Here is an 11,322-nt window from a genome sequence, read left to right as displayed (position 1 = left end):
TTAGAACGGGACACACTAGGAAGTATGGCTGATCCGCTCCCGACCTCCGGGACGTGCCGGACGCGGGGAGCTGACCAGCCGACAAGAAAGCGAGGCAGTTTATGGCGTCTTCTTTTATCGATAAAGCTCGCATCACTGTGCGGGCAGGCAACGGCGGAAACGGAGTGGTTTCCTTCCACCGTGAAAAATATGTGGCGGCGGGCGGACCGGACGGCGGGGACGGCGGCAAGGGCGGCTCCGTCATTTTGAAGGTGGATGACAATCTCTCCACCCTGCTGGACTTCCGTTACAAGCGGAAGTATTCCGCCCCCAACGGCATGGACGGACAGGGTGCGCGTAAGTCCGGCAAGGACGGGGCTGACCTGACCATCAAAGTCCCCCGTGGCACCCTGGTTCGGGATGCGGAAACCGGCGAAATTATCAAAGATATGTCCGACGGAGAACCCTATGTTCTCTGCAAGGGCGGACGAGGCGGCTGGGGCAACTCTCACTTCGCCACCCCCACCCGGCAAATCCCCCGCTTTTCCAAGGGCGGAACTCCCGGCCAGAGCCACGACGTACTGCTGGAACTGAAGCTACTGGCAGATGTGGGCCTGGTAGGCTTTCCAAACGTGGGAAAATCCACGCTGCTGAGTGTGGTGAGCCGCGCTCAGCCTAAAATTGCCAACTACCATTTCACCACCCTCTCTCCAAACCTTGGCGTGGTGTATGTGGGCGAAGGCCGCTCCTTTGTGCTGGCGGATATTCCCGGCATCATCGAAGGCGCCAGCGAGGGCGCAGGTCTGGGCCATGACTTTCTGCGCCACATCGACCGCTGTCGCCTGCTGATCCATGTGGTGGACGTGTCCGGCAGCGAGGGCCGGGACCCAGTGGAGGATTTCGACGCAATCAACGCGGAACTGGTCCAGTATAGCGCGGACCTTGAAAAGCGACCCCAGATTGTGGCCGCCAACAAGATCGACGTGATGGAGGATCCGGAAAATCTCGAGCGACTGCGCAAGCACGTTGAAAAGCTGGGATATCCCCTGTTTGAGATTTCTGCCGCGGCCCATCAGGGCGTGGATGGACTGATGAACAAGGTGAGCGAGCAGCTTTCCGCCTTACCGCCCATCGTCGTGTACGAGCCGGAGTATGTCCCCCGTCCCCCGGTAATCGACTATTCCCAGCCGCTGGACATTCAGCGCACGGATGACAACATTTGGGTGGTAGACGGCCCGTGGCTCCAGCGGCTGATGAGCAACGTAAACCTGAACGACTATGAAAGCCGGATGTATTTTGACAGAACCCTGCGGGATTCGGGCCTTTATCAGCGGCTTGAGGAAATGGGAATTCAGGACGGCGACACCGTTTCCCTTTACGACTACGAATTTGAGTATCAGCGTTAAGCTCTGCCTTTTGTGCCTTTGACGGCAAAGGGCGCAGCAGTTTTTGGCCTGTTCACATGTATCTTGCAGTTAAAAAGTCCCCGGCGCGGCTTATGCCCGCGTCGGGGGTTTTCTCTATCTTTCCAATTTTAGACCAATTTACGGACATTCGCCCGCCTGAAGTTCTCGCGGACCACCGTCCAAGCGACCCTAAAAGAGCAGCATCTTGTTTTTATCGCGGTATATCCTTCTGTTTACAGTAGAAGTCCCAGTCCGATGACCGTCAACAAATCCTCCGTCTGCCCGCCGGGACAGTCCAGAGGCAGTTCCTGCGGCTCTACCTGCCCTCCGTCAGGCCGGAGCAGCGCCCGCTGGACGCACACCACCCCGTCTCGATCCCCCATACTGGAAAAGGTCAGGCTGTCCCGTGCGGACAGGCCGCAGCTTACCACCCGCTCTGCCCGAATCTGCCGCGCAGCGAGGCCTGTCCATTCGCTTGGCAACAGAACGGTTCCGCAGGCGCACACTGCTTCCGGTGCATCCGAAAGCCGCCGACAGCCTGACGCGGAGAGCGCCAATACCTCCCACCGCTTTTTTGTCAGTGCCCAAACCGTCTCCGGCTGCTCGACCCCCGCCGGAAGAGACACGGGGGCTGCCGCGCCTCCCCCAAAAAACGCCGCATCCACCATCTGCGCTCCCCCCTCTTTTCAAGTGTTTGCCAAGGCGGCAGGTTTATGCGAAAATTTCTCTCGTTTTTTTTGCGCAACCGTGTTAGACTGGTTATAACAATTTCTTTAAAGAGTTCCGAGGTGACTATTTTGCGCTTTTTTGCCCATCTCCATACCGTCAACCGTCATCGTGCGCTGGTATGTAAATATTGCTTCCGGTTGGGACTGTATTGGCAGGGCTTGACCCATGATTTGTCCAAATACTCTCCGCAGGAATTTTGGATCGGCGTAAAATATTATCAGGGAGACCGCAGTCCCAATGACGCGGAGCGGCGGGAAATGGGGTATTCCAGCGCCTGGATTCACCATAAGTCCCGCAACCGCCACCATCTGGAATACTGGACGGACTATGGCCAGAAGGATGATGGCGACTTCGGCGTGGTGGGGGTGGAGATGCCTGTGAAATACGTGGCGGAGATGTTCTGTGACCGATATGCCGCCAGCCGGATTTACCGAGGCGCGGCCTTTGAAAACGCGGACCCATGGCGGTTTTTTCAGCACTCAAAATCCCACACCATTTTAAATTCCAAGACCGCGGATCTTCTGGAAACCATGCTGACCAAACTGAAGGACGAGGGCGAGGACGCCGCCTTTGCCTACATACGGGACGAGGTTTTGAAAAAGTGAATGCCGGGGTGTTTTGCTTCCGGTGCACAGAAAGCGAGGGCCACCTTTCGGCTACTCTCGCTTTTTTTCCATTCAGTCCTCTTTTGTCGTCTCCCGGAGTTCTCCTTGCTCTTTGCTCTGCGTCAAAAGGGTAAAAATCACCTTTGCCGCAAGGCTCAGAGCCTCAGTCTGCAGTTCCGTCCAGAAACGGTGGAACTGGCAGTCGTCAAAACCCAAACAGCCCAGAAAATGCTCGTTTTCCTTCACCGAGCACAGGAGTATGGAGCGGGCATTTCGCTCCTCCAGCAGTTTTCGGTGGGCGGCGGGCAGTGTCTCCGCTTCCCGGCAGAAAAAAATTCCCCGGGCATCAAAGTTCTGTCGACAGTGCGCATCCATGCTTCGGCAGCGGATACTCTGTCCGGCCACCCGCAGCGGCGCAACGCCTTCGCCGCACCACTCAAAGGTATTAAAGCAATACGCACCGTCTGCCGAACTTTCGCAGAGATACACCCGGCTCACATGGAACAGCCCGCCCAGCTTCTGCAATGCATTGGCTACGGCTCCCTCTGTGTCGCCGGACTGGTGGCAATCCCGCAAAATTTCACCCAGAATGCGGGACAGGCTCATTTGAACATCTGTCTCCGGGTCAATTGCGGCATAGGGCACTTCCCCATATTCCCCGGTTTCAGTGGAAAAATCGGCTTCGCTCAGTACGGCAATTCCTCCGCCGGCTTCCTTTGCCTGACAGAGCGCATGGCCGCAGCGTTGAAGCAACGTCTCGCAGTCCTGCCCGTGGGCAGACGCCATTGCGACTCCCACGCTGTATGAAATCGGCCGTCCGGAATATCGCATCACGTTTTCGCACGCCTCCAAAAGCCGATGCGCCCCATCCAAGACGGAGCTCTGGGCAAAAACCGACGGTAAAAAGATCAAAAACACATCTCCGCCAATTCGGGCGGCAATCTCACCATCCCGATACATCCGCTTTACTACACCAGCCAACTCCGAGAGCACCGCATCGCCAAAGATGTGGCCGTACTGGTCGTTCACGCGGCGGAATCCGTCCACGTCCAGAACCAGCATGGCGGCGGTTTCCGATTCCTCCATGGCAGCAAGGCGACTATCAATTCGCTCCCTCGCCACCTCCTTGTGGAACAGCCCGGTCAGTGCATCTCGCTTCGACTGGTCTGCCAGCGCCTGTGCCGCCTGCTTCTCTTCCTCCACATCCAAAATAACGCCGATCACCCGGCTGGGCCTTCCATCGCCTCCAAGCTGCACAGCCGCCTTTGCCCGCTGCCAGCGATACCGTCCGCCGGCAGCAATCAGGCGAAATTCTGCTTCCTCCCGCAGGGCGCCATCCCGGATAGACTGAATGGCGCGCAAAATATTTTTCTTGTCCAGCGGATAAATGCGATTACTGTTTTCCAGTGCCTTTTGAAGATAACTTCGGGGCTGATAGCCCAGTTTCAGTTCCCAGTTTCCAGAGGTTAAAAAACGATCTGTAACAACATTCCATTCAAAGATAATGCTGCCCTCCCGCTGAGCGGCCACCTGATACCGCTCCAGAGACTGGCGCAAATCCTCCTGCACTCGCTTCTGCGCAGTGACATCCGTCAGCACACACTGAAAATACTCCCGCCCGTCGGCTTCCCGGCGCAGAATGCTGTCCTCCAAGACCCACACTGTGCGCCCATCGACGCTGTACAGACGGTATTCCAAATGCAGCTCGCGCCCCACTGCCAACTGCCTGCTGCTATGGGCCAGCATCCGGTCCCGGTCCACCGGGTCCAGCAGGCAGACCATCCGGTTTTGAAACCGGGCGGCAAGTTCCTCCTCGGTATAACCCGTCAGGTGGAAAAAACCCCGGTTCATATGGGTGATGGTAAGATCCCTGTCGTTTTTGCGCCGCAGCAGGGCGGTGGGAAGTCTGTTATAAAGCGCGCCCGGCTTCTCTTCTTTCTCGGGCGGAAGAATCCGCCCCGCCTTTGTTTTAACCCGATCCGTTTCCCTGCGCCACACCGCCAGACCCTGACAGCGCCGGGGGTCGTCCGACCCAAGTCGCAGCAGGGTGCTGCGATACCAGACGTATTCCCCGGTGCCTCGGTCTAAAACGCGATACCGGCTGGAATCCTCCAGGGATCCTTCTGTAAAAAAGCGGTGATACACTCCGTCCACCTGAGCTGAGGCTTTCTCTCGGTCCTCCGGATGAACGCAGGTCTGCACAAATACAGCTCCCGCGTCATCCACGGTTCGCTTCTGAAGGAACACGGAAAAATTGTGGTCCGCCTGATAGAGAAGGCGGTAGCTCCCGGTGTTCCAGTCCAGCTCCAGCACCGTGGCATTCAGGTGGCGGAAAATGGCGGATAGCTTGTCCTGACTCCGTGCCGTTCTGGCCCCCGGGAATGCCCGGACGGGACGTGGCATCTCCTCCGCGCTGGCGTCCACAGGACGCATCCCGTCGGCATACTTCCGGGCCAGCATAAAAAACTCCGACTGTGCGCTTTTAAGGCACTCCAAAAGCTCCTCCGAGAACGCGCCGCACTCACCTCGCAGAATCATGTCGCGGGCCTCCTCCTCCGGAATTGCCCGCTTATACACCCGGTCCGTGGTGAGCGCGTCAAAACAGTCCGCAACGGCTACCACCTGTGCGCAGATGGGAATGTTGTTCTCCCGCAGTCCCTCGGGATAGCCCTTGCCATCCCATCGTTCATGATGGTACCGGCAGATATTGTAGGCATAGCTCAAATACTCGGGATCGCTCATCCGGTCCAGCCCCGCCAAAATCTCGCAGCCTTTGACGGTATGGGTCTTCATCACTTCAAACTCTTCCGGCGTCAGACGACCGGGCTTATTTAAAACTGCATCAGGAATGGAAATTTTTCCAATGTCATGCAACGTGGAGGCGCTGGCAATCACATCGATGGTGTGCTCGTTCATCCCGTATTCGGGATGCTCCAGCGCCAGCTCCCGCAGCAAAATCCGGGTAAAGCCGCGAATGCGGCGGATGTGCTGGCCGGACTCCAGACTCCGGTGCTCGATTACGGAGGAAAGCCCGTCAATCAGCGCGGTGTTAGACTCCCGTATGCGGGCCGCCTGCTCTGCCACAAGCTCCTCCAGATGGAGTTTATGGCGGTAAAGTTCCACGGCGTTTTGTATCCGACGTCTTACGGGCCGGGCCTCAAAGGGCTTGATAATTATATCCGTAGCCCCCAGATCAAACACCCGAACTTCACTTTCGGGGGTGTGGTCGGCGGTGATGACGATGATGGGTATGCGAGAAAGGTCTTCATCCCCCGCCGCTTCTTGCAGCACCGCGTACCCATCCTTCACAGGCATCAGCAAATCCAGCAGCACGGCTGCAATCTTCTGCCGATTTCGGCGCATCAGCGTAAGCGCCTGCGCACCGTCCTCCGCTTCCAAAATTTCGTATTCTCCCTCAAACATAGCGGAGAGAATTGCGCGGTTAATCTGCATATCGTCCACAAGCAGCAACGTGTTGCAGGTCTGTGTCATCGTCCGCCCCTCCATGCCAGATACAGGGTACGGACACTGCCGCCCCTCCGGTTTTGTCGGCTCTGTTTCCTCCGCTGTGTCGTCATGGGTGATCTCCGTTCTATCTCAATCTCTCGCCTCCCCGCCGGCCGGAGCGGTCAGCCGACCTTTGGTGGGGGACTGTAAGAATATTCACTCTTGCATATTATTTTACTTCAAAACAGCCCTCTTCGCAATAGTTTACAATGCTTAGCAAACGTAATATTTTCCATTTTTATGTACAAAAAAATCCAAACGCTGTAATTTTTATACGAGGCTGTTTAAACACCTGAAAAATTAAAAAAACCGTCCCTGATGAAAGATTTCATCAGGGACGGTGGTTACTGCGGGCTGTCTCCCAGCTCTCCCAAAGCCAAGGAGGCGACTGCCGCACGCGTCAGCCTCCCAAATATGCCTTTTTAATGGCGGGAGACGCCAAAAGCTCTCCACTTGGGCCGGTGGTTACAATTTTTCCCGTCTCCAGCACGTACCCACGGTGAGCGATGGAGAGAGCCATCTGCGCGTTCTGCTCCACCAGCAAAATGGTGGAGCCGGCTTTGTTCAGGCGCTGAATAATCTCAAAAATCTGCTCCACCAGCAAAGGGGCAAGGCCCATTGACGGTTCATCCAGCATTAAAAGCTTGGGGTGGCTCATCAGCGCCCGGCCCATGGCCAGCATCTGCTGCTCGCCGCCGGAAAGAGTTCCGGCCACCTGTCGCCGCCGCTCCTTCAGGCGGGGAAACTGCTCATAGACCTTCTCTATGTCGCCGGCAATTCCCGCACTCTTTTGCGTATAAGCTCCCATTTCAAGATTGTCCTGAACGCTCATCTGCAAAAAAACCCGCCGCCCTTCCGGCACCAGTGCCATGCCACGGGAGACAATCTTGTGCGGTGGAATCTTTCCTAAATTCTCGCCCATGAAGGTCACGGAACCCGTTTTGCTGTGCAGCAATCCGGCGATGGTGTTCAGCGTGGTGGACTTTCCCGCGCCGTTCGCCCCGATGAGGGTGACGATCTCTCCCTCGTTCACGTCGAAAGAAACACCCTTGACGGCGTGAATGCTGCCGTAAAAGACATTTAGGTCCTCCGCAGATAAAATAACGCTCATACCCTCACGCCTCCTTCTGTTTGCCCAGATACGCCTCGATCACGGCGGGGTTGGACTGGATATCCTCAGGGCTGCCTTTGGCAATGACATGCCCGAAGTTCAGCACGCAGATGCCTTCGCAAATGTTCATCACAAGACTCATATCGTGCTCGATCAAGAGAATGGCGATCTGGAAGGTATCCCGGATTTTCCGGATATTTTCCATCAGTTCGGCCGTCTCCGAAGGGTTCATGCCTGCCGCAGGCTCGTCCAGCAGCAGCAGCCCAGGATTGGTGGCCAGCGCTCGGACAATCTCCAGCCGTCGCTGGGCCCCGTAGGGCAGGGACCCCGCCTTGGCGCGGGCCATGTCCTGCATGTCAAAAATGCTTAAAAGCTCCATGGCACGGTCATGTGCCACCTTCTCTTCTTTCCAGAAGCCGGGAAGGCGGAAAATACCGCTCCACATATTGTAGCTCATGGCGTTATCCATGCCCACCTTCACGTTTTCCTCCACCGTGAGGTTGGAGAACAGACGGATATTCTGGAAGGTACGGGCAATGCCGGCCCGGTTCACCTGAATGGTGTTCATCCCATTGGTGTCCTTGCCGTCCAGCAAAATAGTTCCTTTGGTGGGCTGATAAACCTTGGTCAATAGATTAAACACCGTGGTTTTCCCAGCGCCGTTGGGGCCGATCAGACCCGCAATCTCTGTTCGCCCGATGGTGAGGTTGAAATTTTCAACCGCTTTTAATCCGCCGAAGGTAACGCCCAGATTGATACACTCGAGAATGGGACTTTTGCCCGCGTCCCGGTCCGGAACCATCGCTTTGGAGGGGACGGGAATCAGATCTAAAAGCATATCAGGCGACCTCCTTTTTGGCAGTGCGCCCAAATTTAAAGCGGGCAAAAAATGCCTTGAGCGCAGGATTGTTGGTAAACAGCATCACCAGAATCAACACCACCGCGTACGCCAGCATCCGATAGTCCGCAAACTGACGCAGCAGTTCCGGCAGGATTGTCAAAGCGGCAGCGGCGATGATGGAGCCGCGGATATTGCCCATGCCCCCCAGCACCACAAACACCAGCACCAAAATCGAGGTGTTAAAGTCAAACTTTTTCGCAAGAATAGAGGAGAAATTCATGGCGTACAGCCCTCCCGCCAGCCCTGCCAGCACGGCAGAGGTGACAAAGGCCATCATCTTATACCGAGCGGGGGAAATTCCCACGGATTCGGCAGCAATGCGATTGTCTCTAAGGGCCATCACCGCCCGGCCCGCCCGGCTATGGACAAAGTTCAGCACTACGGCAAGAGTCACCATGATGAGCAAGAAGCCCGCCGTGAGGGAAGACAATTTGGAAATACCGACTGCGCCCATGGGGCCTTGCAGCAGCATTTCCCCATCCGCCGCCAGATTCACGCCGGCGGCGCTCATGCCGAAGTGAAGTCCCTCTGCATCCAGACCCACGTATACGCAGTTCATAATATTCTTAATGATTTCGCCAAAAGCCAGCGTCACGATGGCCAAATAGTCCCCCCGAAGCCGCAGCACCGGAACCACCACAATCAGGCTCACCAGTCCAGCCGCCACGCCTCCCATGGCCATGGACACAGCCAGACGCAACGGACCTAGGGGAATGGCACTCTCCAGCGCCGCCGCCGCGATGGCGGCGGTAAACGCACCCACGCTCATAAATCCGGCGTGGCCAAGGCTCAGCTCCCCCATCACGCCCACCGTCAGATTCAAAGACACAGCCATGACGATATACGCGCACACGGGCACCAGCATTCCCCTCATGGAAGAGGTCAGCGCCCCACTGGAAAGCATTCCCTGCATCAGAGCATACACCAAGATTACCATGGCGTAGGTGATCAAGCTGGAGCGGGTGGAGGGGGCCATATGTTTCAGTTTTGTAGTCATCCCTCTCACCTCAAACCTTCTCACGGAGCTGCTTGCCCAAAAGCCCAGTGGGCCGGACCAGCAGCACAACAATCAGTACGCCGAACACGATGGCGTCGGACAGTTCAGTAGAAATATAGGCCCGGGCGAAAATCTCAATGATCCCCAGCAGCAGTCCGCCAAGCAGGGCCCCGGGAATGGAACCGATCCCGCCAAACACGGCGGCGGTAAACGCTTTGATTCCGGGCATGGAGCCGGTGGTGGGAATCAGGGTGGGATAAGTAGAGCACATCAATACCCCCGCCACAGCGGCAAGTCCTGAGCCGATGGCGAAGGTCATGGAAATGGTGAAATTCACATCGATCCCCATGAGCTGTGCTGCGCCCTTGTCCTCGGACACGGCCCGCATAGCCTTGCCCATTTTGGTGCGTCCGGTAAACGCCGTTAGTGCCAGCATAATCACAAGACACGCCGCCACCGTAATCATGGACACAAACGAAATGTTCAACTGCCCATCGAACAGCGACACCCCCCTCTTCTCGCCAAAAGCGAAGAAATTGGGGAAAATCTTTGTGTCGGAGCCCCACAGCAGCAGCGCCGCGTTCTGAAGAAAATAGCTCACGCCAATGGCGGTAATCAGCACCGCCAAAGAAGGTGCGGAGCGCAACGGCTTATACGCCAGCCGCTCCACCGCAATTCCCAGCAGTGTGCAACCGGTAATCGCCAGCAGCACGGCGGGCACCGGGTGCCAGCCCAGAGAAGACGCCATGATAAAGCACAAATAGCCGCCCACCATAATCACATCGCCATGGGCGAAGTTCAGCATTTTTGCAATACCGTAAACCATGGTGTAACCCAGAGCAATAATGGCGTAAATACTGCCCAGGCCAATGCCGCCAATCAGATTGGAGAGAATCGTCATAGCAAGAGATACCTGCTTTCCAAAATTTAAGGTGCCTCCGCGCCGGATTCGGCGCGGGACTGCCCTGAAACGTTCAGGTCAGGAGGTCCCGGCCTGCCGTGGCGGGCCGTATCCTCCCGGCCGGAACGGCGGAAACCGGGAGGCCCCAAAAGGGGCCTTCCAGTTCTCGCGTCCGTGAAACCGGAAATCACATGGTCACGTAAGCGCCGCTCTCAACCTTCACCACCATGGGAGCCTTGGAGACTTCGCCGTTGGTTCCCCAGGTCATGCCGGTGCCAGTCAGGCCGTCCACGCTGAAGTCGGAGGCGGTGAACGCGGAAACCATGGCCTCGCAGACATCTTCGTGGCTCATCTCGGCCGTCACGCCGGCTTTCTGGCAGGCAGCATAGATGGCATAGATGCAGTCATAGCCGTCGGCAGCGAACTGGTTGGGCGTCTCGCCGTAAGCCGCCTCATACTTGGCAACGAAATCGGCGGAGGCGGCGTCGGAAGCGTTGAAGGGAGTCATCAGCATCAGGCCCTCGGCGATAGAGGTATCAAAGCCCTCCATGGCAAGGATGCCGTCCATTCCGTCGCCGCCGAAGAAGATGGGGGAATAGCCCATGCTCTTGGCCTGGTTCAGCACCAAAGAGGCGGGGGTGTAGTAGATGGGCATGAAGACCATCTCCGCGCCGTTTTTCTTCGCATCGGCAATCTGGACGGAGAAATCGGTGTTGGTGTCATCGGGGAAGGTGGTGGTGGAGACAACCTCCAGCCCCTTGGCAGCAGCCTCGGCGGCAAAGGCGGTGGCAATGCCGGTGGAATAGGCGTCGCCGTTGTTATAGAGAACGGCCACCTTCTTGGCAAGAGCCTTTTCCGCCACATAGTCGGCGGCAGTGACACCCTGACCGGGGTCCGTGAAGCAGATTTGGAACACATTGTCCTTGCCCTTGGTCACGTCAGTGGAGGAAGCGGAGGGAGTGAGCTGGAAGTAACGGTCAGCATAGGTTTCAGCCGCTACGTTGACGCAGGAGCCGGTGGTGGTGCAGCCGTATAGAAGCTGCATCCCCCAGTCCTGAAGGGTGTGATAAGCGTTGACACCCTTCTCGGGGTCGGCCTCATCGTCCTGGAAATTCATCTCAAACTGCATCCCGCCCAGCGCGTTGATTTCATCCAGCGCGATCTGCGCGCCGTTGCGGGTGGCAAT

General features: G+C 57.0%; 9 protein-coding genes. 2 read left to right on the top strand and 7 right to left on the bottom strand.

What is annotated here, in order from left to right:
• The first annotated feature begins 101 nt into the window (after positions 1-101).
• Positions 102-1,385, top strand: coding sequence for a GTPase ObgE (obgE, locus tag RT018_RS09775; protein ID WP_312941458.1), 1,284 nt, complete (start codon positions 102-104; stop codon positions 1,383-1,385).
• A 233-nt stretch (positions 1,386-1,618) separates the two neighbouring features.
• On the opposite strand, the gene RT018_RS09770 is transcribed toward obgE, so the two are convergent.
• Positions 1,619-2,053: a hypothetical protein gene (locus RT018_RS09770; protein WP_312941456.1), complete on the bottom strand. Its 435-nt coding sequence runs from the start codon at positions 2,051-2,053 to the stop codon at positions 1,619-1,621.
• A gap of 129 nt (positions 2,054-2,182) precedes the next feature.
• On the opposite strand from RT018_RS09770, the gene RT018_RS09765 reads away from it, so the two are divergent.
• The gene (locus RT018_RS09765; RefSeq protein ID WP_312941529.1) at positions 2,183-2,719 is read left to right on the top strand and encodes a DUF5662 family protein; all 537 of its coding nucleotides are present in this window, start codon (positions 2,183-2,185) and stop codon (positions 2,717-2,719) included.
• Positions 2,720-2,791: 72 nt separating this feature from the next.
• Here RT018_RS09765 and RT018_RS09760 read toward each other — a convergent pair whose 3' ends face one another.
• From RT018_RS09760 to RT018_RS09735, 6 genes are all read right to left on the bottom strand, one after another.
• Complete coding sequence (locus RT018_RS09760; protein WP_312941453.1) at positions 2,792-6,211, bottom strand: diguanylate cyclase domain-containing protein; 3,420 nt, start codon at positions 6,209-6,211, stop codon at positions 2,792-2,794.
• Between the two features lie 415 nt (positions 6,212-6,626).
• Complete coding sequence (locus RT018_RS09755) at positions 6,627-7,328, bottom strand: ABC transporter ATP-binding protein (protein WP_312941528.1); 702 nt, start codon at positions 7,326-7,328, stop codon at positions 6,627-6,629.
• A 13-nt stretch (positions 7,329-7,341) separates the two neighbouring features.
• Positions 7,342-8,139 carry an ABC transporter ATP-binding protein gene (locus RT018_RS09750; protein WP_312941527.1) on the bottom strand — a complete coding sequence of 266 codons (798 nt, stop codon included), beginning with the start codon at positions 8,137-8,139 and terminating at the stop codon, positions 7,342-7,344.
• A gap of 37 nt (positions 8,140-8,176) precedes the next feature.
• The gene (locus RT018_RS09745; protein ID WP_312941451.1) at positions 8,177-9,235 is read right to left on the bottom strand and encodes a branched-chain amino acid ABC transporter permease; all 1,059 of its coding nucleotides are present in this window, start codon (positions 9,233-9,235) and stop codon (positions 8,177-8,179) included.
• A 10-nt stretch (positions 9,236-9,245) separates the two neighbouring features.
• The gene (locus tag RT018_RS09740) at positions 9,246-10,136 is read right to left on the bottom strand and encodes a branched-chain amino acid ABC transporter permease (protein ID WP_312941450.1); all 891 of its coding nucleotides are present in this window, start codon (positions 10,134-10,136) and stop codon (positions 9,246-9,248) included.
• Between the two features lie 187 nt (positions 10,137-10,323).
• Positions 10,324-11,322, bottom strand: a 999-nt coding sequence (locus tag RT018_RS09735) for an ABC transporter substrate-binding protein (RefSeq protein ID WP_312941448.1), incomplete at its 5' end; no start/stop codon positions are given.

The sequence above is a fragment of the Oscillibacter sp. genome (genome assembly GCF_032060045.1).
Taxonomy (GTDB): Bacteria; Bacillota; Clostridia; order Oscillospirales; family Oscillospiraceae; genus Oscillibacter.
The sequence above is the reverse complement of the archived record's forward strand: the minus strand, read 5'-3'. Positions and strand labels throughout refer to the sequence as shown.

What these genes read in the sequence shown, in the direction of transcription:
- RT018_RS09740 (WP_312941450.1), bottom strand. Translation starts at nt 10,136, where the DNA reads ATGACGATTCTCTCCAATCTGATTGGCGGCATTGGCCTGGGCAGTATT.
- RT018_RS09745 (WP_312941451.1), bottom strand. Translation starts at nt 9,235, where the DNA reads ATGACTACAAAACTGAAACATATGGCCCCCTCCACCCGCTCCAGCTTG.
- RT018_RS09750 (WP_312941527.1), bottom strand. Translation starts at nt 8,139, where the DNA reads ATGGTTCCGGACCGGGACGCGGGCAAAAGTCCCATTCTCGAGTGTATC.
- obgE (WP_312941458.1), top strand. Translation starts at nt 102, where the DNA reads ATGGCGTCTTCTTTTATCGATAAAGCTCGCATCACTGTGCGGGCAGGC.
- RT018_RS09770 (WP_312941456.1), bottom strand. Translation starts at nt 2,053, where the DNA reads ATGGTGGATGCGGCGTTTTTTGGGGGAGGCGCGGCAGCCCCCGTGTCT.
- RT018_RS09760 (WP_312941453.1), bottom strand. Translation starts at nt 6,211, where the DNA reads ATGACACAGACCTGCAACACGTTGCTGCTTGTGGACGATATGCAGATT.